20 protein-coding genes are annotated in these 21,999 nt (G+C 71.4%); 7 read left to right on the top strand and 13 right to left on the bottom strand.

The genetic code is table 11. The features are described from left to right. Positions 1-17 precede the first annotated feature (17 nt). The 9 genes from BSZ37_RS09435 to ffh form a co-directional block, all read right to left on the bottom strand. On the bottom strand, positions 18-1,355 hold the full coding sequence (locus tag BSZ37_RS09435) for a T9SS type A sorting domain-containing protein (protein ID WP_095510313.1): 1,338 nt from the start codon (positions 1,353-1,355) through the stop codon (positions 18-20). A gap of 38 nt (positions 1,356-1,393) precedes the next feature. Further along, the gene (locus BSZ37_RS09430; RefSeq protein ID WP_095510312.1) at positions 1,394-3,793 is read right to left on the bottom strand and encodes a tetratricopeptide repeat protein; all 2,400 of its coding nucleotides are present in this window, start codon (positions 3,791-3,793) and stop codon (positions 1,394-1,396) included. Positions 3,794-3,965: 172 nt separating this feature from the next. Beyond that, a complete protein-coding gene (gene smpB, locus BSZ37_RS09425; RefSeq protein ID WP_095510311.1) occupies positions 3,966-4,421 on the bottom strand; it encodes an SsrA-binding protein SmpB in 456 nt (151 codons plus the stop codon). A gap of 94 nt (positions 4,422-4,515) precedes the next feature. Then, positions 4,516-5,277, bottom strand: a complete 762-nt coding sequence (locus BSZ37_RS09420; protein WP_095510310.1) for an MqnA/MqnD/SBP family protein — start codon at positions 5,275-5,277, stop codon at positions 4,516-4,518. An 85-nt stretch (positions 5,278-5,362) separates the two neighbouring features. After that, a complete protein-coding gene (gene rplS / locus BSZ37_RS09415) occupies positions 5,363-5,716 on the bottom strand; it encodes a 50S ribosomal protein L19 (protein WP_095510309.1) in 354 nt (117 codons plus the stop codon). Between the two features lie 95 nt (positions 5,717-5,811). Further along, complete coding sequence (trmD, locus tag BSZ37_RS09410; RefSeq protein ID WP_179299549.1) at positions 5,812-6,522, bottom strand: tRNA (guanosine(37)-N1)-methyltransferase TrmD; 711 nt, start codon at positions 6,520-6,522, stop codon at positions 5,812-5,814. Between the two features lie 52 nt (positions 6,523-6,574). Further along, on the bottom strand, positions 6,575-7,135 hold the full coding sequence (gene rimM, locus BSZ37_RS09405; protein WP_095510308.1) for a ribosome maturation factor RimM: 561 nt from the start codon (positions 7,133-7,135) through the stop codon (positions 6,575-6,577). Positions 7,136-7,199: 64 nt separating this feature from the next. Then, the gene (rpsP, locus tag BSZ37_RS22640; protein WP_143537612.1) at positions 7,200-8,414 is read right to left on the bottom strand and encodes a 30S ribosomal protein S16; all 1,215 of its coding nucleotides are present in this window, start codon (positions 8,412-8,414) and stop codon (positions 7,200-7,202) included. Positions 8,415-8,492: 78 nt separating this feature from the next. Next, positions 8,493-9,845, bottom strand: coding sequence for a signal recognition particle protein (gene ffh, locus BSZ37_RS09395; protein ID WP_095510307.1), 1,353 nt, complete (start codon positions 9,843-9,845; stop codon positions 8,493-8,495). A 266-nt stretch (positions 9,846-10,111) separates the two neighbouring features. On the opposite strand from ffh, the gene BSZ37_RS09390 reads away from it, so the two are divergent. Further along, entirely contained in the window at positions 10,112-10,585 is a 474-nt protein-coding gene (locus BSZ37_RS09390) for a hypothetical protein (protein WP_095510306.1), read from the top strand. Between the two features lie 108 nt (positions 10,586-10,693). Next, positions 10,694-12,265, top strand: coding sequence for a T9SS type A sorting domain-containing protein (locus BSZ37_RS09385; protein ID WP_095510305.1), 1,572 nt, complete (start codon positions 10,694-10,696; stop codon positions 12,263-12,265). Between the two features lie 217 nt (positions 12,266-12,482). On the opposite strand, the gene BSZ37_RS09380 is transcribed toward BSZ37_RS09385, so the two are convergent. After that, complete coding sequence (locus BSZ37_RS09380) at positions 12,483-13,349, bottom strand: L,D-transpeptidase (RefSeq protein ID WP_179299548.1); 867 nt, start codon at positions 13,347-13,349, stop codon at positions 12,483-12,485. 160 nt (positions 13,350-13,509) lie between these two features. Between BSZ37_RS09380 and BSZ37_RS09375 the strand changes: the two genes are divergently transcribed. Beyond that, positions 13,510-14,775, top strand: a complete 1,266-nt coding sequence (locus BSZ37_RS09375; RefSeq protein ID WP_143537611.1) for a tryptophan 2,3-dioxygenase — start codon at positions 13,510-13,512, stop codon at positions 14,773-14,775. After that, entirely contained in the window at positions 14,775-15,638 is an 864-nt protein-coding gene (locus tag BSZ37_RS09370; RefSeq protein ID WP_095510302.1) for a carboxylesterase family protein, read from the top strand. Before BSZ37_RS09375 ends, BSZ37_RS09370 begins: the two co-directional genes overlap by 1 nt. A gap of 47 nt (positions 15,639-15,685) precedes the next feature. Here the strand turns inward: BSZ37_RS09370 and BSZ37_RS09365 are convergent, their stop codons facing one another. Beyond that, complete coding sequence (locus tag BSZ37_RS09365) at positions 15,686-16,045, bottom strand: carboxymuconolactone decarboxylase family protein (protein ID WP_095510301.1); 360 nt, start codon at positions 16,043-16,045, stop codon at positions 15,686-15,688. Between BSZ37_RS09365 and BSZ37_RS09360 the strand changes: the two genes are divergently transcribed. The 3 genes from BSZ37_RS09360 (at position 16,044) to BSZ37_RS09350 (ending at position 20,106) form a co-directional block, all read left to right on the top strand. Further along, positions 16,044-16,628: a 5-formyltetrahydrofolate cyclo-ligase gene (locus tag BSZ37_RS09360; RefSeq protein WP_095510300.1), complete on the top strand. Its 585-nt coding sequence runs from the start codon at positions 16,044-16,046 to the stop codon at positions 16,626-16,628. The two genes, BSZ37_RS09365 and BSZ37_RS09360, sit on opposite strands and share 2 nt — an antisense overlap. 160 nt (positions 16,629-16,788) lie before the next feature. After that, a complete protein-coding gene (dxs, locus tag BSZ37_RS09355; protein ID WP_095510299.1) occupies positions 16,789-18,729 on the top strand; it encodes a 1-deoxy-D-xylulose-5-phosphate synthase in 1,941 nt (646 codons plus the stop codon). A 204-nt stretch (positions 18,730-18,933) separates the two neighbouring features. Then, positions 18,934-20,106 carry a hypothetical protein gene (locus BSZ37_RS09350; protein WP_143537610.1) on the top strand — a complete coding sequence of 391 codons (1,173 nt, stop codon included), beginning with the start codon at positions 18,934-18,936 and terminating at the stop codon, positions 20,104-20,106. Between the two features lie 28 nt (positions 20,107-20,134). Here BSZ37_RS09350 and BSZ37_RS09345 read toward each other — a convergent pair whose 3' ends face one another. After that, on the bottom strand, positions 20,135-20,599 hold the full coding sequence (locus tag BSZ37_RS09345) for a hypothetical protein (protein WP_095510297.1): 465 nt from the start codon (positions 20,597-20,599) through the stop codon (positions 20,135-20,137). 283 nt (positions 20,600-20,882) lie between these two features. Then, on the bottom strand, positions 20,883-21,887 hold the full coding sequence (locus BSZ37_RS09340; protein ID WP_095510296.1) for a DNA topoisomerase IB: 1,005 nt from the start codon (positions 21,885-21,887) through the stop codon (positions 20,883-20,885). Positions 21,888-21,999: the final 112 nt, after the last annotated feature.

Here is a 21,999-nt window from a genome sequence, read left to right as displayed (position 1 = left end):
GCGGACGGAGTGGAGACCTAGCGCACGACCGTCACCGTCTGGCTCACGATGGCGCCGTCGACCCTGGCACGGAGTACGTAGACGCCCGCCGGCAGCCCCCTGAGGTCGATCGGGAGCGCGGTCTCGCCGGCCGCGACCGGCCCGTCGTGCGCGATGCGGACGCGCCGGCCGAGCGCGTCGAACACGACCACGCGCGCCTCGGCGGCGCCGTCAGCCGAGAGCCGGGCGACGAACGCGCCGGCCGACGGGTTCGGCGCGACCGCCAGCGCGAGGCCCGAGGCGGAGGGCATCGTCGTCTCGGACGCCGTCCCGAAGGCGTACTCGAAGAGATAGCGGCGGTCGTTCACCCAGGCCTCTGCGTCCTCCTCGTACCGGCCCCGGGTGTGCGACGCGAGCCGCCCGTCGTCGTGGTAGCCAAGCTGGACGCGATCGACCGGACGCAACAACCACTCACCGGGCTGATCCGGATCGGAGCCCGCATAGACCTCGCCGATGACCTCGACGAGGCGATCGGCCGCGTCGTAGGAGCGGATACTCCGGCGTTCCGGCCGCCACAGGTCCAGAAACCCAACGTAGTGGTAGGCGATCTGCGTCGAGTGGCCGACCTCGGGGTACGTGAACCCGATGCTATCGCCCACCTGGACGTACGTGCCGGCCTCCCCGTCCCATCCCAACTCGATGAGGCTCAAAGGCCGGTCTCGATCGTCGTAGGTGGTCTCGATTCGTTTGGTGAACGGCCCCTCCGTATCGGAGCGGAACGCGCAGAGCACACGGCGGCCCTCCTCGTCGAACGTGCCCTCGTACTCCAAGGAAAGGGTCCACCCTTCGTAGTTCCGCTCGAACCGGTACCCCGCGAGTTGGCCGTCGGGGGTGTAGTCATAGATGTACCGACGGTTGCCGACCCACCCGGTCCCCCACCGATCCTCGCGGGTTTCGATAGACGGATACCCGTCCGTTCCGTAGATCACGACATCGCGCTGGTACGGCTCCCCCTCGGTGTTCATGTAGCGCGTCTCGACCAGCCGCCGATCCGCGTCGAGCGTGTAGGCCGCGTCGAGCACGTACTCAAGCCAACTCTCCGTCTCCGAGGACCACCGAGCGAAGAGCCGCGCCCCGGTCTGCAGCTCCTCGCGTCGGTACGTAGACCGATACTCGTTTTCCCAAACCTGAGCGTCCCGGTCCCACCGCTGGGAGGTCAGCGTGAACCCCTGGTCGAGCGCGGCATCCAGCGTCGGGAACGGAACGCGCAACGGGTCGGGCGCCCCACAGCCCGACTGCGCCGAGGCGGGGCGGGTGAGGAGCCCGAGGGCGAGCAGGAAGGCGAGCCGCGCGGGCGTATGAAGCGAACGGGGCATGAACAAAGCGGGGGGTGGGATGGGTCAGATTCGCCCCGCTATTCGAGGAGGAGGTCGGTCTCGCGCTCGGCCTCCGCACCCGTCACGCGGTCGCGGACCGTCACGGTCAGCGTGTAGAGCCCGGCCTCCTGGCCGGTCGCGTCGAGGAACAGGTAGATCGGGTCATCGGCCCGGTCGCCCTGGACCTCGAAGGCCGACGAGACGGCCGCGCCGTCGCCCCCGAAGAGGCGGCCGAAGAAGCGGCGGACGCCGCGCGACGTGTCCTTCGGGCGGAGGCTCGCCTCGACCTCGTAGTCGGTGCGGTCGCCAGCGACGCCGAGGCCATACGCCTCGACGTAGAGGTAGATCGGGTCGCCGACGCCGAACACGCCCCACGGCGCGGGCTGGACCGAGACGCCGTCGCGGAACACGCGGCCCGGCTCGCCCCGGTCCGCCTCCTCGACGTAGTAGGCCAGGAGGAGGTCGGAGAGTTTGAGCCCCTCGCCCTCGAAGCTCGGCACGTCGACGGCGCGGCGCTGGACAGCGCTCGTCTGGCCCGAGGCCGTCTCGAACTCGAGCGAGACCTCGTACCCGTCGGCCGGGCGCGCGCTCATCTCCTCGGTGCTCGTCCAGAGGCGTGTCTGCTCGAACGGGACGATCTGGGCGCCGCGGAGGCCGTAGACCGTCCGCCGCCGCTCGACGAGGAGGTCGCGGTCGGGCCCGATGAGGAACGCGCCGGTCTTGACCGTCACGTCGACGTCCTCCTGAACGCCGTCGCTCGGCGCGTCGCTCGCGGCGACGGGGATGCCGTAGTTGACGTAGAGGTCGGTCCGCCCGTCGTCGCCCTTGAAGGCGGCCACGCGGTACGGGAGCTGGACCTCCCGGCCGGGCGCCTCGAACGTGTAGCGCTCGGGCTGGCGACGGACCTCCTCCCGGGCCCGGATCACAAAGTCCATCGCGCCCGGGTCGCGGACCGAGGCGAGGCCGAAGACGTCGGCCGGCGCGGAGTACAGGCGGAAGCGGCCGTTCCGGTTGGGGTCCTCGAACACGAACCGGACGCCGTCGCCGTAGTCCCACACGTTGAACCGGTTGGCCACCTCGGCGCCAGCGGGGTCGTCGTTGCCCGGCGCGAACGACGCGTCGCGACCGGCGAACTGGTTCACGACGAGCCCGAACCCGCCCTCGATCACCACGTCGGTCTCGGGCAGGCCGTAGCGGACGTGGAGCCGCCCCCGCTCGGTGTTCCACCCGGGGATGCCGAGGTCGTCGGAGCGGTACAGGAGCTCGGCGGTCACGAGGCGGGCGTAGTGCTCGGTCCGGCGCTCGTTGGCCGTGTTGAGGAAGCGGGGGTCGCGGCTCGTCCAGTAGCGCTCGGCGAACCGCTCGGGGTCAGCGCGGAAGGCGTCGTGCTCGCTCGGCGGGAGGATGAGCGTGAGGTCGGTGTAGGCCGCGCGCGTCTCCTCGTCCATGGTCTGGAGGGCGCGGCCGAAGGCGACCTCGGCGGCCTCGAAGTTGCCGAGGCGGTGGTTCACCAGGCCCGTGTAGAGCCACATGCCGGCGTCCTCGGGGAACTGGACGTACATCTCGGCGAGGTCCGGCAGCGCCTCCTCGTACTCGCCCGAGAGCGTCGCCAGCCGGACGACGTGGTCGTAGACGTCCCGCCGCCGCGGGTCCGAGGCGAGCGCCTGCCGGAGGTGGCCGATGGCCCGGTCGTAGGCCGCCTGCGCGCGCGGCTCGAAGTCGGTCACGGCCACCCCCCGCCGCCGGAGCTCGTTGACGTCGAACCGGTCGGCGATGTCTTCTCCGAACTGGCCCTCCATGGCTTCGTCGAGCCCGGCAGACAGCGGATCGCCGAGGGACTGACTCAGGTCGACGCCCGTCGGGCGGTCGCCGGTCGAGGTGCCGGCCTGTTCGAAGCCGTTCTGCTGCTCGTCCATGTCATCGGCGACGGTCTGCATCGGCTCGACGGAGCGGTACGCGAGGCCGGGCAGCTTGATCGCGTTCCGGTACTGGTAGTAGTCAACGATGGCCTGCGCGCCCAGCTCCTCGTGGGCGTAGCCGTTGGTCGAGTCGATGGCGAGGATCTCGCGGGCCAGCTCGCGGCGGCGGCGGAGCCGGTACATCTCCTGGAAGTAGTTCCACGTGTCGCCGCGGAGCTGCTCCAGCCGGGCGACGAGGTAGAGGACGTTGCCGCCGTCGAGCTCGAGGGCCCGGTCGATCTCACGGCCCGCACGGTTCTCGTCGCGGTCCGGGTTCCGCTCGTCGAAGAGGACGCGCGCGAGGAGGTAGCGCGCCTCGGCGTCGTCGGGGGCGCTGTCGACGGCGCGCTCCAGCAGGCGGACGGCCTCGGCGTAGTCGCCATCGCGGTACGCCTCCCCGCCCCGCTCCAGCGCCGACTGGGCGGCCGGCGCGACGGCGGCGGCGAGGACGAGGGCAACGACGAGGGCGGAGCGGTACATCGGGAACGAACGGGATCGGCCCAACGGGCGCGCGGGGCGCGTCGTTGTGCCTGGGGGATGGGGTGTCCCAACGTCCGACCTCGAACGATCCCCGTCAAGGCAACGGCGCAGCCCCGGGTCCTGAGACGAACCGCGATGGAAGGCCGCAGAGGTGGGCGGCCTCGCCTCGACGCTAGTGACTCTTGAGCAGGCGGTCGAGCCGGCGCTTCGACTCGCGCTCGGCGATCGTCTGCCGCTTGTCGACGGTCTTCTTCCCCTTGCCGAGAGCGATCTCGACCTTCGCCCGCCCGTTCTTGAAGTACAGCTTGACCGGGATGATCGTCATCCCCTTCTGCTCCATGCCCTTGCGGAGCTTCTCGATCTCGGACCCGTGGAGCAGCAGGCGGCGCGGGCGGCGGGGCTCGTGGTTTGAGTACCCGCCCATCTCGTACGGCGGGATCGTCGCGTTCATCAGGTCGAGGCCGTCACGGCCCACCTTCACAAACGCCTCGACGATCTGGGCCGACCCGTTGCGGAGCGACTTCACTTCCGACCCCGTCAGCACGAGGCCGGCCTCGAACCGGTCGGTGATGTCGTAGTCGTACCGCGCGCGGCGGTTCGTGACGATCGTCTGGGTGCCGTCGGCCATGGGGGAGCGAGGGGAACGAGAAGCGGGGCCGTCTTGAACGGGAGGCGGTCTCTCGGGTTCGGCTCCGGCCGCCTCGACGGCGGTCGAGGCGGGCCTACTCCTCGTCGTCGTCCGCGTCCTCGTCCACCTCCGGGATGGCGATGAACGGGACGGGCGGGACCTCCGAGAGCGTGCCGGTCTCGAAGAGGTACTCGGCGAGCTGGTCGAGCCCGTCGTTGACGTAGCCGTCGAGCGTGATCTGGTACACCCCGACGCCGTCGTGGAACAGGGCGTCGCTAACGGGCGCCTCGGTGACGGCCGACCGGATCCGCATCGCGTCGACGACGCTGAGCGTGCCCTCGAGTGCCGTGAGGAGGGCCCACGGGTACGGCCGGAGCGTGAGGTCGGTCCACTCCTGCCCGGGGTCGAGCGCGAAGGCGCCTTCCGGGACCGGGTCGCGGTAGCCGACGAGCGCGGCCGAGTTCGTCTCCAACACGTCCGCCAGCGGCGTGGCCGGGTCGCTGAGGGCGAACGTCGCCTGCGTCCCGTAGTGCTCGCGCATCACGAGCTGCGTCAGAAGCGCCTCCTGCGTGTCGCGCGGGTCGAACCCCACGGTTTCGATGGCGTCGAGCGCGCTCCCGACGACGAGGTGCCGGCGGGGGCTCCGCTCGCCCGCGAGGGCGACGCCGGGGACGACTTCGAGCCCCGTATGCCCGCGGAGGACGTCGAGCGTCGGGACGAGCGCGAGGTCGACGCCGCCCTCGTCGAGCGCGGCGCGGGCCTCGAACGGCTCGATCTCGACCACCTCGGTGACGAGGTCGGCCAGGGCCGCGCCCAGCGCGCGGGCGGGCGGGACGGGCCAGATGGCGAGGCGCATGAGTCGGAGGGAGCTGGGATGGAGGGATCAGCGAGGGATGGGGGACCGCGTCCCTCCTTCCCCCATCCCGTATCCCTCCGAGGCCTTAGGAGCGGCGGCGCTCGGTGATCCGGGCGGCCTTGCCGCGGAGCCCGCGGAGGTAGTACAGCTTCGCGCGGCGGACGCGACCGTAGCGGACGACCTCGACCTTCGCAATGCGTGGGCTGGCGAACGGGAAGATCCGCTCCACGCCGACGCCGTTCGAGATCTTCCGGACCGTGAACGACTCGGCCGTCCCGCCGTTCTGGATGCCGATCACGACGCCCTCGAAGATCTGGATCCGCTCCTTGTCGCCCTCGATCACGCGGACGTGGACGCGGACGGTGTCGCCCGCGGCGAAGTCGGGAGTGTCGTCGCGGAGCTGGGTGGCCTCCACGAGGCCCATGAGGTCGGTCGCCATGGCGTTGTCGGTCTGGGGTGGGTGCGCGCCGTCTGCCTCGGGCGCGAACGAGGAAGGTAGGGAGCCCTCGGCCCGAAAACGGGCCGCGAGCTGGTCTACGGGGATTCTTCGCCCGGCGACCCGGTCCCCTTCAAGAGGTCTGGGCGGCGGGTCTGGGTCCGCTCCAGCCGCTGCGCCTCGCGCCAGGCGAGGATCGCGTCGTGGTCGCCGGAGCGGAGGACGGCCGGGACCTCTTGGTCACGGAAGACGGCCGGCCGGGTGTAGGACGGCGCGTCGAGCAGGCCGTCCTGGAATGAGTCGGAGAGCGCCGAGCCCGCATCGCCGAGGACGCCCGGCACGAGCCGGGCCACGGCGTCGATGAGCACGAGCGCCGGGAGCTCGCCGCCAGAGAGCACGTAATCGCCGACGGAGATCTCACGGGTCACGAGCGTGTCGCGGACCCGCTGGTCGACGTTCTTGTAGTGTCCGGCGAGGAGGAGGAGGCGGCCCCTGAGCGACAGCTCGTTCGCCATCGGTTGGTCGAGCGTCTCGCCGTCGGGTGTGAGAAACACGACCTCGTCGTAGGGGCCGTGCTCGGCCTGCAGGTGCTCGACGCAGGCGAAGAGCGGCTCGGGCCGGAGCACCATCCCCCCCATCCCGCCGTACGGCGCGTCGTCGATCTGGCGGTACCGCCCGAGCCCCCAGTCGCGGAGGTCGTGGACGGCCACCTCGACGAGCCCCTTGTCCTGCGCCCGCTTGAGGATCGAGTGCTGGAGCGGGCTCTCCACGAGGCCCGGCAGCGCCGTCACGAGGTCGAAGCGGATCATGGGGGGAGGGATGCGGGATGCGGGATACGAAGGGAGCGTGCCCCTCCATCCCTCATCCCTCTTCTTCGTCCTCGACCAGCCCCTCGGGGAGGCGGACGTAGAGGCGGCGAGCGGCGAGGTCGAGCCGGACGACGAACTCGTCGACGTCAGGGAGCAGGACCTCGGGCTTGCCCGGGCGGGCGATCGCGAAGAGGAGCTGCGCGCCGTCGTACAGGTCGCGGACCGTCCCGAACGGCTCGTCCGCCTCGGTCCCGTCCTCGTCCACCTCGATCACGTCGAGGCCGACGAGGTCGTGGAGGAACGCCTCGCCGTCGACGAGCTCGGGGAGGTCGTCGGGGTCGGCGTAGAGGTGCGCGTTGCGGAGCTCCTCGGCGGCCTCGAGCGAGTCGACGCCCTCGAGCGCCAGCAGGACGACGGTCCGCCCCTTGGGGTACTGGAACCGGACGCTCTCGACGGCGACCGGCCGGGCCGTCGCGGCGGACTCGCCGACGAACAGCCGCTCGAGGTCGGCGAAGCGCTGGGCGTCGTCGGTCTCGGGAACGACCTTCATCTCGCCGCGGACGCCATGCGTTCGGCCGACGCGGCCCATCAGGAGGAGGCGATCCGGATCCATGGAAGCGAGGGGATAGAAAAGGGCGGGGCCAGCGCGTGCCGGCCCCGCCCCAGAGTGCGGTCGGCTAGAGCGACTCGACGTAGGCCGCGTGGCCCTCCGTGTCGCCGGCGGCGAGGAGGCGGGCCTGCTCGGGCCAGGTCTCCTCGTTGCCGGCCGTCGTCGAGCCGGCCTCCGTGAGGATCTCCTGGAGCCGCTCGACCGACGTCTCGGCGAGCTGGGCGAACGTCGTGATGCCGGCGCTGGTCAGGATCTCGGAGTACTTCGGCCCGATGCCGTTGACGTCGCTGAGGTCGTCGGCCTCGGTGGCCTCCTCAGCGGGGGCCTCCTCCGTGGCGACCTCCTCGGCGGCGGCCTCCGGCTCGGCGGCGGTCTCCTCCGCCGGCTCCTCCGAGGCGGCCTCGGTCGGCTCCTCGGCGGGGGCGGCCTCGACCTCGTCGGCCTGCTCGGCGCCGGCCTCGGTCTGGTCGGCGACCTCCTCGCCGGCGTCGTCGGCGACGGCCTCGGCGGTCTCCTCCTCCGCGGCGGGCTGCTCCTCGGCCGTATCGGGCGCCTCCTCGGCGACCGTCTCGGCGGTGGCCTCCGCGGTGGCGGCGTCGCCGCCCTCGGCCTCGGCCTCCTGCTGGGCCTCGGCCTGCTCGCCCGCGTCGGCGTCGGTCGGCTGCCCCGCGGCCTCCGTCTCCTCCGCGGCGGCGGGCTCGTCGGCGGCGGCCGGCTCGTCGGCGGCCTGCGTCAGCGCCTCGCTGTCGGCGGCGGCGGCGGCCGTCTCCTCGCGGGCGGCCTCGGCCTCGGCACGCGCGGCGGCCTCGGCCTCCTCGCGCTGACGGCGGAGCTCGGCCTCGCGCTCCTGGCGCTCCTTCTCGAGCTCGGCGGCCTTCTCCTGGGCGGCCTTCCGCTCGGCGGCGAGGGCCTCGGCGCGGCGCTCGGCGCGCGTCTTCTTGCCCTTGGCGGCGCCCTTCTCAGCCTGCCGCTCCTTGAACTCGGCGACGGCGGCCTCGATCTCCTCGGCCTCCTTGCCCTGCCGCGTCAGCGCCCAGCGGAGGAGGATGCCCTCCTTCTGGAGCAGGTTGCGGACGGTGTGCGACGGCTGCGCGCCCTCGCCCAGCCAGTACACGATGCGCTCGGCGTCGAGCTTGACGGTGGACGGCTCGGCGACCGGCTCGTACCGGCCGAGGTCCTCGATGAAGCGGCCGTCGCGGGGCGAGCGGCTGTCGGTGGCGACGAGGCCGAACACGGGCAGCTTCTTGCGGCCCATGCGGCGGAAACGGAGCTTGACGGACATCTTTTCGGGGTGGGGTGATGCGTGATACGTGACGCGTGAGGGCGCTGCAGCGCAGCACGCATCACGCAGCCGGCCGGCTTACCGACCGGCGAGCAACTGAGTGGGGTCGACGGCGCGGCCCTTGCCCTGGAGCTTGCTCATGGTCTTCATGAGCTTCTTCATCTCCCGGAACTGCTTGAGGAGCGCGTTGACGTCCTGGACCTCCATGCCGGCGCCCTTCGCGATGCGGCGACGCCGGGAGCCGTTGATGATCTCGGGCTGGGCCCGCTCGACCGGCGTCATCGACTGGATGAGCGCCTCGATGTGGCGGAACGCTTCGTCGTCGACGTCGATCTGCTTGATGGCCTTCCCGACGCCCGGGATCATGCCCAGGAGGTCCTTCAGGGACCCCATGTTCTTGATCTTCTGGAGCTGGTCGTAGAAGTCCTGGAGGTCGAACTCCTGCGTCCGGAACTTCCGCTGCAGCTTCTCGGCCTCCTCGGCGTCGAACTGCTCCTGCGCCTTCTCCACGAACGAGACCACGTCGCCCATCCCGAGGATGCGCTGGGCCATCCGGTCGGGGTAGAACTCCGTGAGCGCGTCGAGCTTCTCGCCGGTGCCGGCGAACTTGATCGGCTTCTCGACGACGCTCCGGATGGAGAGGGCGGCCCCGCCGCGCGTGTCGCCGTCGAGCTTCGTCAGGACGACGCCGTCGATGTCGAGCCGGTCGTTGAAGGCCTTCGCCGTGTTGACGGCGTCCTGGCCCGTCATCGCGTCGACGACGAACAGGATCTCGTCGGGCTCGGTCGCCTTCTTGATGGCGACAACCTCGTCCATCATGGCCTCGTCGACGTGGAGCCGGCCGGCCGTGTCGATGATGATCGTGTCGCGGCCCATCCGCCGGGCCTCGGCGACGGCCTGCTCGGCGACGGCCACGGCGTCCTTGACGGGGACCCCGTCGGCGCCGCGGATCGCGAAGACCGGCACGCCGACCTGGCCGGCGAGCGTCTCGAGCTGGTCGACGGCCGCAGGGCGGTACACGTCGGCGGCGGCGACCATCGGGCTCCGCCCTTTCGCCTTGAGGAAGTGGGCCAACTTGCCGACGAACGTCGTCTTGCCGGCGCCCTGGAGGCCGGCCACGAGGATGACCGTCGGCGGGCGCTTGGCCTGGTTGAGGTCGACGTGGACGTCGCCGAGGAGGTACACCAGCTCGTCGTAGACGTGCTTGACGAACTGTTGGCCGGGGTTGACGGCCTGGAGGACCTTCTCGTCGGTGACGTGCGCCTTCACCTTGTTGGTGAAGTCCTTGGCCACCTGGTAGTTGACGTCGGCGTCGAGGAGCGCGCGGCGGACCTCGCGCATCGTCTCGGCGATGTTGAGGTCGTTGATCCGACCCTCGCCCTTCACATTCTTGAGGGCGGCGTCGAGCTTGTCGGACAGGGTGTCGAACATTCGGGGGGGTGCCGGGTGGGACGGTGGTGTCGCAGCGATCGCCAGCGAGGCTGGCGGGCCACGCGGGCGGGGCGGGGTCGCGGGGTGCCGAAGCCTCCACCAGTGCGGCCGTAGCCCTGCCCGAGGTGTCCGGGACGAGGCAGACCCCAAGGTAGGAGACCGTCGACCCCAAGCCGGTGAAGGGGCAGCGGAGATTGGAGGGCAGCGAATGGCCTTTCCGAGCCGGAGGCGACGCGCCGACCCTGCGGTCCCCCGCTCCTGCTCCTATGCCCTCCTCCCGCCTCGGCGCGCTCGCCGCCCTCCTCGCCCTCACCGCCTGCGACTCGCCGGCGACGGGGGCGTGCACGCTCATAGGGTGCGCCGACGCGTACTCAGTCACGCTGGCGCCCGCGGGCGACGTCCTCACGCCGGGCCGCTACGCCGTCGAAGCGAGCGCGGACGGAGAGACGGAGTCGTGCGCCTTCACGGTCTCGGCCGACGCCGGCCAGACCGACATCTCGGTGTCCGGCGAGTCCGAGGGGTGCCAGGGCCTGTTCGCCTTCATGCCCTCGACCGACGCGGAGACGCGAGTCCGGGTGGTGTTCTCTCCCCTCGCCGACGACGTGACGATCCGCGTCCGACGCGATGGCGCGGATCTCGCGTCGGTGCGCGTCGACCCGGTGTACGTAGACCAGTACCCGAATGGGCCCGACTGCGGCGCCGTGTGCCGGCAAGCCGATACGACCGTCCGGGTGCCGTAGTCCACTGGCCGACCTCCTCCCTCTGCCCCGCCCCATACCTTCCAGCAGTTCGCGCTCGGGCCTCGCCTCCCTGACAGTACTGATTGATTCCACCACACCCCACTTCTGTTGCGCCTCTACCACATCGCCGCCGTCCTAGCCGTTGTCCTCATCACCATACCCAACAGCACCGCCCAACCAGAAGTGCGGCTTGCGCCCGATGACCTCCCCCCCAACGCCAAGTTCGGATCGGCCCTCGCGGACATCGAGCTCCGATCCTGCGACGACACGGGCCAGTGCCTCAGGTCAGTCGGGGTCGCCATCGGAGCTCCTGGTCCGGCGGAGGGGGGCGGACCAGGGACCGCGTACCTGTACTACAGGAATGTGAGCTACGGCACCGAGAGGGAGGATCTCCAAGTGAAACCGGTGCCGAACCCCGCGCCGACTCCGGGCGATCGGTTCGGGGCCGCCCTCGTGTCCTACAGCGATGGGATCCTTGTCGTCGGAGCCCCGGGGCGACGCGCGGTGACCGTAATGAAGTTCGCGGACGTCGCTGGCGGTAGTGAGGCCGAGTCGATCTGGCCGCTGTCCGACCCCACGCCGTCCACAACCGGGGCCTTCGGCGACGGGCTCGCTACGGGCTCGGGGTTCATCGCCGTTTCCGAGCGGGGCGGAGCGGGCGAAGTCCACTTCTACGATCAGTACTGCCAGGCCGTCGGGGAGCCTGCCTACGCGACCACCCTCACACCGAGCGACCCCTTGGACTCTGCCTTCGGTCATTCTGTGAGCCTCGAAACGGTGTATGAGGGGACGGACCAAGGGGCCCTCGTTCTCGTCTCGGCAACGTCGGCCGGCGGGGCCGGAGTCCTCTACGTCTACACCGTGATCCGCTCCCGACCAGGGACGAGCGGCTGCCCACTGAGTGCGCCGCGGGTCACGCTCACGGAACGGATCGTGGGCCCGCCCGGGTTCGGCCGAGCCGCGGTGACCCACAATATCGGCGTCTCAGAGCTTCAGGACTTCGACCGGCTTCTTGTCGGACTCCCCGACGCGCCAGGGCGGACGGAAGTCCGAACATATGACGGCGGCGACTGGACCGTGGCCGACACGATCGAGACGGCCGCATCTGAGCCTGCGCTCTCTCCCACGTTCCTTCTCACGACGTCTTTCGAAAGGGTCTACGCGGTCGTGACGACCCCCGGGGCTCCGTCCCTCCGTCAGTACCGGTTCGATCTCCAGCCCGACCCGTATGAACCGGTCGAGTATGCCGCGCCAGCCCCCGCAGACCCGTCCTTCGGGGCGGTGCTCGCTTATTCCTCTGCACTCGATTTCCAGACACTAACAGTCGGCGCGCCAAATGAGGGATCAGGTGCCGTATACCTGTATCCGTTTCAGAACAATCCACGAGTTGCCGTCGTCGCCGAGGGGAATCCCGACGATGCCGCCTTCTGGGTAGGTTCGGCCTTGCCGAACCCCTCGGTGGGATCGGTCCGGTTCCCTGTGCGCTCGGCGCGCTCTCAGACCATCAATGTCAACGTGTACGACATGACGGGCCGCTTGGTCACATCTGCTGCCTCCTCTGTTCCGGCTGGTCAGGCACAGGTGGAACTCGACCTGCTGGTGCCCGCAGGGGCATACCTTGTGCGGCTCTCATCCGAGTTGGGGACCGACGGGCGCGTGATCACAGTCCTGGGACGGTAGGCAACAGTCCTGGGACGGTAGGCATCGGACCGGACGAGCCATCTCGCGCCCTTCCCCCCTCCGAGACCGACGTCACCTTCCGCACACGATGCAACAGCGTCCAACTCGTGTCGACTCGGTGTACGCGGACGGGTACCTGAACGGGCCTGACGGCGGCACCGTTCGCGTGCCCTAGCTAGCCAGGCAACTCCCCACGCCGAGGCGGGCGGAGCTGGCGCTACCGGTCGCCGCGGGGGACGGCCATCGGATCGGGCGGGAGGCTGACCATCACGCGCTCTGGGCCCGACGGCCCCTCGACGAACCGGACCGGCGTCTCGGTCGGCGTCGTGCCCTGGACGATGACGACGGTCCCGGGCGCCGTCGTGTCGCCGCCGGTCCAGTCCCAGAGCCACCGGGCGTCGGCCTCGACCATGCGGACGCAGCCGTGGCCCTCGGGCGGCCCGCTCGGGACCACGTTGTACTGGTGGAGGTGGATGCCGCGCACCGCGTAGATGTTCATGACGTAGCGCATCCGCCACGTCTCGCCGGGCGGGGCCTCGGTCGACTCGCGGTCCATCTCGCGCCAGTTCATGGTGTAGCGGCCGGTCGGCGTCGGCGTGGAGGCCTTGCCGGTCGAGGCCGGGCCCCAACGGCGGAGCCGGCCGTTCCCGTAGGCGGCCCACGTCTGCGTCGTCAGGTCCACGACGACGGCCCGCTCGATCTCGGCGGCGCCGGGCCACTCCGACGGGAAGGGCGCGTAGGCCAGCGGCGAGAGGTCGAAGTCGGCCGGGCGGGCGGGCAGCACGATCGACTCGCCGATCCGGAGCGTCGTGACGTCGGGCTGGCCGAGGATCTGCCCGATCGTGAGCCGGGCGCGGCCGAGGTCGCGGTTGCCGTCGCCGAGCTCGTCGTAGAGGTCGTGCCGGGCGAGGACCGAGTTGCCGGACTCGTGTTCGATCCGGTACCGCCGGTACTCGATCGGCTGGGACGGGACGCGCCCCTCGCGCTCGAGGAGGGAGGCGAGCACGGCCTGGTCGTAGGCCCGCTGCGCGCTGGTGGGCACAGCGACGACGACCGCGGCGAGGAGGAGAGGAAGCAGACGCACGGGGCGGGACCGGTGGATTCGGCGCCTCCATACCGGCGGGCGCGACCGCCTGTTTCGGATGAACGGTCGAGTCGGCGTGGAGTCGGGCGACGCCAAAGCACCGCGAGGGCGGACCGGGGCAGCGGCCGTGACTACCCTACGGTCCCGACGCCCCGCCCCGATGACGCCCGACCCCTGGTGGGCCTTCGCCCTCGACCCCGACACGCGCGCCGACGCCGACGCCAACCGGCTCCGCGACGAACACGGCGCCCCGCTCGTCAACCCGCCCGGTCCCGGCGGCCGACTGGGCCTCGACTACGCCGGCTACCTCGGCCTCGGCGAGTTGCTCGGGGCCGGGACGCCGTCGTCGTCGGTGCCCGACGAGCGGGCGTTCGTGATCGTCCACCAGCTGTGCGAGGTCGTCTTTAAGCAGATGACGTTCGACCTCGCCATCGTGACGGCCACGTTCGAGCGGTTGCTCGGGCTGCCCGAGGCGGAGCGGGTCGCGCTGACGCTCGCCGAGGGCGAGGTCGACGACCCTGACTCGGAGGCCGCGGCGTGCTGGCGCCCGGCGATCACGGCGTCGAACCGGCTCCGCCACGCCGCGCGCCGGCTCCTCCCCCCCATCATGGAGCTCATGGGGACGGGCGCGGCCGACGACGTCCTGTTCTCGCGCGTCGAGTTCGCCCACTTCCGGGCCCACCTCGTGCCGTCGTCGGGCTTCCAGGCGGCGCAGCTCCGCCTCGTCCAGCGGGCGCTGGGCAAGGGGCCGCTGCTCGACGGGCTCCGCGTGTTCCCGGGCGAGAACCTCAGCCACCACTACGCCGGCGCGCCGTGCGGCCACGTCGCCCTTGCCGACCCGCTCGTCCTCCAGTCCGGGGCCGAGCTGGCGTCGCCGCCCGAGACGCACCCGTCGCACCGCGCGGGCCGGCTCGACACGGTCGCCCACGCGCTGCTCTCCGCCCTCCCCCGCCTCGGCGACGACCTCCCCCCGCCCCCAGCCGTCCGCCGGATCCACGCCGCCGACGTGGACCGGGCCGTCGACCGGTTCCGCGCCACACTCGGGCTGTCGGCCGACGTGGCCGCGGACGCCGAGGCTGCCGAGAGCGCCGTCGACGACTTCCGTCGGGACCTCGAAGCGGCGGCGGACGCCGAGAACGAGCGGCGCGACGGCCTGGACGCCGCCCGCGCCGGCGCCTACTACCTCCAGGCCCGCGCCCCCAAGAGCGCGCTCGCTCACATCCTCGCCCGGGTCGCCGCCACCGACGACGCGCTCCACTCCCCCACCGACGGCACGTTCCTCACCGTCCACCGCCGGACCGTCCGCCGCCACGTGGCCGACGACTCGGGCACGGGCGGCGGCGGGATGCCGTACCTCGTGACGAGCCAGCGGTACTTGCTCCCGCTCTTCCCCGCCCTCGTCGCGTGGCAAGACCTCGAGCTGTGATGCGTCTCTCCCCCGTCTTCGCGGTCGCCCTCCTCGGCCTCGGCGCCTGCGCCGGCCCACCCGAGGCGGCGCCCGAGGCGGGCCGGACCGAGATCGTCCCCCGGCTGACGGGCGCCGACAGCACCGCGGCGGCCCGCGTCGTCGCCGAGGTCGAGGGACTCGACCCCGACCTGTTCGAGGCCGGCACGTTCTCGGCCCCTGCCGGGCCGACGATCCGGTACCGACTGCTCGCACCGCCCGAGGTGGAGCCCGGCGAGACCTACCCGCTGGTCGTCGTCTTCCACGGCGCGGGCGAGATTGGAACGGACAACCTCGCCCACCTCGACCGCTTTCCGAAGACGTGGGCCCGGCCCGAAGTCCGCCAGCGCTTTCCGTCGTTTGTCCTCGCGCCCCAGATGCCCGAACGGTCGGCGATCTACAACGGCCCGGCCGAGACGGCCGGCCGCTACTCCCGCCCGGGCCCGCCGCTCCACACGGCGCTCGCGCTCATCGACAGCCTCCGCCAATCGCTGCCGGTCGACGGCTCGCGGATCTACGCCGTCGGCTTCTCGATGGGCGCCTCGACGACGTGGAACGCGCTCGCGCTCCGGCCCGACCTGTTCGCCGCCGCCGTCCCCATCGCGGGCGTCCCCCCGGCGCTTACCGAGGCGGAGCGGGTCACCCGGACGCCGCTCTGGGTCGTCCACGGCACGGCCGACACGGCCAACCCCATCGGGCCGGACCGGGCGATGGTCGAGCGCCTCCACTCCGAGCCCGGCGCCGAGGTCCGGTTCTGGGAGGTCGACGGCCTGTGGCACGCCGTCCCGCCGCGTCTGCTGGCCGGCACCGACCTCATGGAGTGGCTCTTCGCGCACCGGCGATGACGGCCCCCCAGCCACCGGCGGGACCAGCGGCTGACTCCCCCCGTTCTCTACCCCGCCTCCCTGTCCCGGATCATGTCGATCGTCTCGACGGCGTGGCGGAGGTGCGGGATCACGATGCTCCCGCCGACGACGAGCGCCACGTTGAGCGCGTCCATGAGTTCGTCGTCGGAGAAGCCCGCCTCGGCGCACTGCTCGAGGTGGTAGTCGATGCAGTCGTTGCAGCGGAGGACGGCGCTCGCGACGAGGCCGAGGAGCTCCTTGGTACGGCCGTCGAGCGCGCCGTCGCGGTAGGCCGCGGAGTCGAGGTTGAAGAACCGCTTGACGCCGAGGTGGTCACCCTCGTCGAGGATGCGGGCGTTCATGCGGGCGCGGTAGGCGTCGAAGCGGTCGAGGCGGGTCTCTGACATGGCGGAGTCGGAATCGGTGTCGGCGGAGAAGGCGGCGTGGCGGGCGCGGTTCCGCGCCCTCCGCGAGGCGATGCCCGCCGAAGCTCGCGCCGCCGCCAGTCAAGGGATCGTGGAGCGTGTGCGGGATCTGCCCGAGGTCGAAGCGGCGGGCACGGTCCACCTGTTCTGGCCACTCCCGTTCGAGGTCGACCTCCGCCCGCTGGCCGAGTCGCTCCGCCAGCGTGGCGTCGTGGTCGCCCTCCCCGTCGTCGTCGGCGACCGCGCGCTCGTACACAGGCGGTACCTCGGGACCACCGCGCTGGCTCGCGGGAGATGGGGGCTGATGCAGCCGCCACCCGGCGCCCCGCCCGTCGGCCCGCGGTCCATAGACGTCGTCCTCGTCCCAGCCCTCGCGGTCGGCCGCGACGGGAGCCGGCTCGGCTACGGCGGCGGGTTCTACGACACGTTCCTCGCCCAGACGCCCGCGCTCCGCGTCGGCGTCGTGTTCGCCGACGCCCTCGTTAACGCCGTGCCCTCCGCGTCTCACGACGCCCGCCTCGACGTGGTCGTCACCGAGGCGGAGACGGTGCGCGTCGGCGCCTAACCCGGCCGCGGTGGCGACGGAGAGTGGACGAAACCGGCGCGGCCAACCGGCCTCCCGCGTGTCGGAGAGCGGCCGACGGTCAGAAACGGCCTGAAACCCCACCGGGCGCGGAAGGGTGTGAGGGGGCGCCCGGTATCTTTGGCCGTTCCGCGCCTCGCCCATGCCCCAGGACGCCCCGACCCACACGCCCGGCCCTCTGCTGGCCCAGATCGAGTCCCCCGCCGACATCCGGGCGCTCTCTGTCGAGCAGCTCCCTCAGCTCTGCGACGAGCTCCGGGACTTCATCGTCGACATCGTGTCGGTCCACGGCGGCCACTTCGGCGCCAGCCTCGGCGTCGTCGAATTGACGGTGGCGCTCCACTGGGCCTACGACACGCCCTCGGACCAGCTCGTGTGGGACGTCGGCCACCAGGCGTACGGCCACAAGATCCTGACCGGCCGCCGCGAGGCGTTCCCCACGAACCGGAAGTACGGTGGGCTCTCGGGCTTCCCCAAGCGGTCCGAGTCCGAGTACGACACGTTCGGCGTGGGCCACGCGAGCACGTCGATCTCGGCCGCGCTCGGCATGGCGAAGGCCCGCGACCTCAAGGGGACCGACCAGAAGGTGGTCGCCGTCATCGGCGACGGGTCGATGACGGGCGGGCTCGCCTTCGAGGGCCTCAACAACGCCGGCGCGACGGACTCCGACCTCCTCGTCGTCCTCAACGACAACCGGATCTCGATCGACCCCAACGTCGGGGCGCTCCACGAGTACCTCGCGACGCTCTCGGCCTCGGGCAAGTGGAACGCGCTCAAGGGCGAGGTCTGGGAGCTGTTCGACAAGCTGAAGGGCGTCGGCGGCGGGCACCTCCAGCGGCTGGCGGCGCGCGTCGAGGACGGGCTCAAGGCGGCGCTCACGCCGGGCATGCTGTTCGAGGCCTTCGGCTTCCGCTACATCGGACCGGTCGACGGCCACGACGTCGTCGCCCTCGCCCGCCAGCTCCAGCGCGTGCGGAAGCTCGGCGGCCCGATCCTCCTCCACACGCTCACGGTCAAGGGCAAGGGCTTCGCGCCCGCCGAGGCGGACCAGGTCAAGTGGCACGCCCAGTCGAGCCCGTTCGACAAGCTCACCGGCAAGAGCCTCGCCACGCCGACGCCGGCCGGCACGAAGCCCCCCAAGTGGCAGGACGTGTTCGGCGACGCGCTCATCGAACTGGCGGAGCAGGACGACCGCGTCGTCGGCGTGACCGCCGCGATGCCGTCGGGGACCAGCCTCGGCAAGATGATGGCCGAGATGCCGGACCGGGCGTTCGACGTCGGGATCGCGGAGATGCACGCGGTCGTGTTCGCCGCCGGCCTCGCGACGCAGGGGATGCGCCCGTTCTGCGCCATCTACTCGACGTTCCTCCAGCGGGCCTACGACGGCGTGGTCCACGACGTGGCGCTCCAGGACCTCCCGGTCGTCTTCTGCATGGACCGCGCCGGCGTCGCCGGCGCCGACGGACCGACGCACCACGGCGCGCTCGACGTCTCGTACATGCGGGCCGTCCAGAACATGGTCGTCGCCGCACCGATGGACGAGCAGGACCTCCGCGACCTCCTCTACACGGCGTTGCAGCACGACGGCCCATTCGCCGTCCGCTACCCGCGCGGGGCCGCGACGGGGATGGCGCTCCGCGACGGGTTCGAGGCGATCCCCATCGGGAAGGGCCGGAAGATCCGCGACGGCGCGGACCTCGCGTTCGTGACTTACGGCTCCATCGGGCAGTACGCCGTCGAGGCCTGCGAGCGGCTCGACGCCGACGGCGTCCGGGCGGCCCACTACGACCTCCGGTTCGTCAAGCCGATCGACGCGGCACTTCTGACGGAGGTGTTCGGCCGTCACACCCACGTGATCACGGTGGAGGACGGGGTCCGCGACGGCGGGGCCGGCTCGGCCGTCGTCGAGTGGGCCTCCGACGCGGGCGCGCTCGACGGGACGCGGGTCGTGCGGCTCGGGCTGCCCGACCGGTTCATCGAGCACGGCTCGCAGCGCCAGCTCCACGACGAGGTCGGGATCGGGCCAGACGGGATCGTGCGGGCCGCACGGGCACTCCTCGGCGCCGAGGCCGAAGCCGCTTAGCAGGGCTCGCGGCTCGTTCGGGCTCCGCCCCGACGGTTCGGGTGGATTTCTCTCCCCGTGCGCCTCGGCGAGGGTTGGTTGCGGGTGCCTGATCCCACCGCCCCGATGCTGCGCGTTGCCCCTCTCCTTCTGATTGTCCTGCTAGCCGCCTGCGATGCGGCGGACCCGGTCACGGACCCGCCCCCGGAGACCCAGCCGGACGACGTGACCGCTCCGCTTCTCGTCCAGTCTCCGTTCGCCACGGTCGACCTCGACGGATCCGTCCTCGGACTCGAGCCCGACGGCGGCCTTTTCGGCGGGCGGGCGTTGGGCTACCATCCCACGGACTTCTCGCCGTTCTCCGCCTCCCGATCGGGCGTGTGGCTCGGCGGCACGCAGGACGGCATGACGCGGTCGAGCATCGTCTACTGGGAGAGCAACTTCACGACGGACTGCGGGGACGGCCCGACGGGCGTGTTCGCCCTCGATGCCGACACGACGTACACCGACACGGAGGCGTGGCCCCGCGACCTTGGCGCACCGACCGAGGCGGACGGGAGCCCGCGCGTCTACGGCGACCAGATGCTCTGGGGCTCGTTCTGCTCCGAGGCCAATCCATTCGCGGGCGGAGAAGGCCAGTGGGCCGGCCGCTACGCCGACCCGCTCCGGGGCCTCCGCATGAACGTGGCGGCGTACCGCTACCGCCGCGCCGACCTGGCGGGCGCCGTATTCGTCCGCTACGAGGTGACGAATGAGGGGAGCGCGCCGATCTCCGACCTCCGCGTCGGCACGTTCTCCGACACCGAGTCGCCCGGCCCCTATGAGAATGTGGGCTACGCGGCCTACGGCAAAGACGCTGTGGGCTTCGACTCCGCAACCGGCCTGAGCTACGTGTACCAGCTCCCGTTCACCGACGACGACGGCATCACGAATAGCTCGACCTGGGTCTCCGGGACGACCTTCCTCGACCTCCCGCTCCTCTCCCATCGGATCCTCCGCCGCTACACGTGGCAGGATCCTGAGGGCTTCGGGCAGGGGCCCGCGTCCGCGACAGAGGCCGTCCGCGCGCTCGACGGGCTGTCCTACGCGGGCGACCCGATGATCGACCCGACGACGGGCCAGCCGTCGCGGTTCGCATTCGACGATGACCCGTTTGGCCAGACGGGCTGGCTCGACGGCCGCGACGAGGACGGCGTCTTTGTCGGCGCCGACGTCCGCCAGCTCCTCTCGGCCGGCCCGGTCGCGCTCGGCGCCGGCGAGACGCTCGCGTTCACCGTCGTCTGGGTCACGGCCGACGCCGGCCCGACAAGCTTCGACTCGTACCGCGCGGTGCAGCGACTGCTCTCGACCGTCCGCGCCGAGCGCTCGCTCTGGGACTTCACGTCGACCGGAACCTGACCCCGGCCGCCTCGGTGCCGAGGCCGACCTAGCAGGTCACGTGCTCCCCCCCGACGTACTCGATGTCGTCCGGGTCCGCCCCTGTGACCCGAACGCTCATGAGCGCGGCCGACGCGTTCCCGTTCGAGGTCCCCCCGGTAACGCCGTCGTTGCTGATGGCCTGGACCGCGACGCAGTCCGGCGAGCCCGCAGCGATCCGATAGTGCGCCGTCAGGGTCGAGTAGGCGGAGGCGTCGCCGTCCCACGTCGTCAGCCCGTAGCCGAGGTCGGAAAACGTCACCTCCTCGAAGCCGGACTCCCCGACGGGCCCGCCGAACGCCTGCGGCTTGAGCGACCACGTCTGGATGTCTGACGCGATCCGGACGATTTCGTTGTTCATCGCGTCGGTGGTGGAGTTCGTCTTGTTCTCGCTGAACGCCTGAATGCCGATCACGACGGCGAGGCCGACGATGACGATGCCGAGAACAAGGAGGAGGAGTTGCTGCTGGCCCATGGTCGGGTGCGGAGTTGTGGACGAGAGAGGACGCCTGCGGGCCTCGCTTGTCCACACCCCGCAGGATTCGTGCCCCGCCTGCATGCCGAGTCGGAGCGGGCCACCCTCCTGGCTTCCAACGTCGTGTGTGTGCCCGCAACGTGACGGAGGACGCCCGTTGATCGACCGGTACTCGGGCGCAGGATTCAGGCCGCCCCCGGATCACACCGTCCCGTTCTACCCCCCGGCGGTGCGTTTTCTCCCCCGCAGCAGAGGCGCTCAGCGGAGGCGCCTCCGCTGAACGTCACGAGCGGTCCCGGAGCAGATCAAGCACGGCGGCTTCGGGCGGTCGGAGGCCGACCGGCGTGTTGCCTGCGTTCCGGCGCCGGAGGCGATCGCGGAGGTCGCCCGCGCGGAAGGCGTCGAGAACGTCGGGGTGGACGTAGTACTGGCGGCAGACGGCCGGCGTGTTGCCCAGCACGGCCGCGGTGTCCTTCACAGCCCGCACGATGAGCGCGTCGGCGTCGTCGACGACGTCGTGAGACGCGAGGGCCTCCGCGGCCACGACCGTCCCGCCCCACGTCCGGAAGTCCTTGGCCGTGAACGGCTCGCCGGTCGTCTCCTGGAGGTACCCGTTGACGTGGCCGCTCTCGACGTCCTGCTTGCGGCCGGACTCGTCGTAGAACTGGAAGAGGTCGTAGCCGGGGATGTCCCGGCATGCCTTCACGAGCCGCGCCAGACGCCGGTCCGTCAGCGACAACGCCTGCGTCTTCCCGCTCTTGCCGACGAACTCGAACCGGACCACCGCCCCGTCGAACGAGACGTGCTTGTCGCGGATCGTCGTCAGGCCGTACGACCCGTTCTCGGTCGCGTACCGCTCGTTTCCGACGCGGACGAGCGTCTCGTCGAGGAGCCGGACGCAGAGAGCAAGGACGGTCTCGCGGCCGAGGCCGCGGCGCCTCAGGTCCTCGTCGACACGCGCCCGGATGTCTGGCAGGGCCTCTCCAAACGAGACCATCCGGTCGAACTTCAGCCGATTGCGATGGGCCTCCCAATCGACGTGGTAGCAGTATTGCTTCCGGCCCCTGGCGTCGCGTCCCGTCGCTTGGAGGTGGCCGTTGGAGGCCGAGCAGATCCAGACGTCCTCCCACGCCGGCGGGATGGCCAGCGCCTCGATCCGGTCGCGGGTCTCGTCGGATCCGAGCGAGCCGTCGGGCCGGTGGTACGAGAACCCGCTCCCGCGGCGGACGCGAGAGAGACCCGGACGGGCGTCGTCGACGTAGCGGAGGCCGGGGGGCGTGTCGGACATGGCGGCCCTGGGACGACGCGACGGCGGCCGGGGTCCCACCCGGTGCACCGTCAGGCGCGCCCCTGGCTGGCTGGAGGCAGCCAGGCCATGAATAGGCTCTCCCCTCCCTCGG

Origin of the sequence: Rubrivirga marina (genome assembly GCF_002283365.1) — a bacterium.
Taxonomy (GTDB): Bacteria; Bacteroidota; Rhodothermia; order Rhodothermales; family Rubricoccaceae; genus Rubrivirga; species Rubrivirga marina.
The sequence above is the reverse complement of the archived record's forward strand: the minus strand, read 5'-3'. Positions and strand labels throughout refer to the sequence as shown.

Bases quoted from the DNA above. Each gene is read 5' to 3' on its own strand.
- rimM (WP_095510308.1), bottom strand. From the start codon at position 7,135: ATGGATCCGGATCGCCTCCTCCTGATGGGCCGCGTCGGCCGAACGCAT.
- smpB (WP_095510311.1), bottom strand. From the start codon at position 4,421: ATGGCCGACGGCACCCAGACGATCGTCACGAACCGCCGCGCGCGGTAC.
- trmD (WP_179299549.1), bottom strand. From the start codon at position 6,522: ATGATCCGCTTCGACCTCGTGACGGCGCTGCCGGGCCTCGTGGAGAGC.
- BSZ37_RS09370 (WP_095510302.1), top strand. From the start codon at position 14,775: ATGCGTCTCTCCCCCGTCTTCGCGGTCGCCCTCCTCGGCCTCGGCGCC.
- ffh (WP_095510307.1), bottom strand. From the start codon at position 9,845: ATGTTCGACACCCTGTCCGACAAGCTCGACGCCGCCCTCAAGAATGTG.
- BSZ37_RS09375 (WP_143537611.1), top strand. From the start codon at position 13,510: ATGACGCCCGACCCCTGGTGGGCCTTCGCCCTCGACCCCGACACGCGC.
- BSZ37_RS09420 (WP_095510310.1), bottom strand. From the start codon at position 5,277: ATGCGCCTCGCCATCTGGCCCGTCCCGCCCGCCCGCGCGCTGGGCGCG.
- dxs (WP_095510299.1), top strand. From the start codon at position 16,789: ATGCCCCAGGACGCCCCGACCCACACGCCCGGCCCTCTGCTGGCCCAG.
- BSZ37_RS09360 (WP_095510300.1), top strand. From the start codon at position 16,044: ATGGCGGAGTCGGAATCGGTGTCGGCGGAGAAGGCGGCGTGGCGGGCG.
- BSZ37_RS09340 (WP_095510296.1), bottom strand. From the start codon at position 21,887: ATGTCCGACACGCCCCCCGGCCTCCGCTACGTCGACGACGCCCGTCCG.
- BSZ37_RS09390 (WP_095510306.1), top strand. From the start codon at position 10,112: ATGCCCTCCTCCCGCCTCGGCGCGCTCGCCGCCCTCCTCGCCCTCACC.
- BSZ37_RS09435 (WP_095510313.1), bottom strand. From the start codon at position 1,355: ATGCCCCGTTCGCTTCATACGCCCGCGCGGCTCGCCTTCCTGCTCGCC.
- BSZ37_RS09365 (WP_095510301.1), bottom strand. From the start codon at position 16,045: ATGTCAGAGACCCGCCTCGACCGCTTCGACGCCTACCGCGCCCGCATG.
- rpsP (WP_143537612.1), bottom strand. From the start codon at position 8,414: ATGTCCGTCAAGCTCCGTTTCCGCCGCATGGGCCGCAAGAAGCTGCCC.
- BSZ37_RS09430 (WP_095510312.1), bottom strand. From the start codon at position 3,793: ATGTACCGCTCCGCCCTCGTCGTTGCCCTCGTCCTCGCCGCCGCCGTC.
- rplS (WP_095510309.1), bottom strand. From the start codon at position 5,716: ATGGCGACCGACCTCATGGGCCTCGTGGAGGCCACCCAGCTCCGCGAC.
- BSZ37_RS09345 (WP_095510297.1), bottom strand. From the start codon at position 20,599: ATGGGCCAGCAGCAACTCCTCCTCCTTGTTCTCGGCATCGTCATCGTC.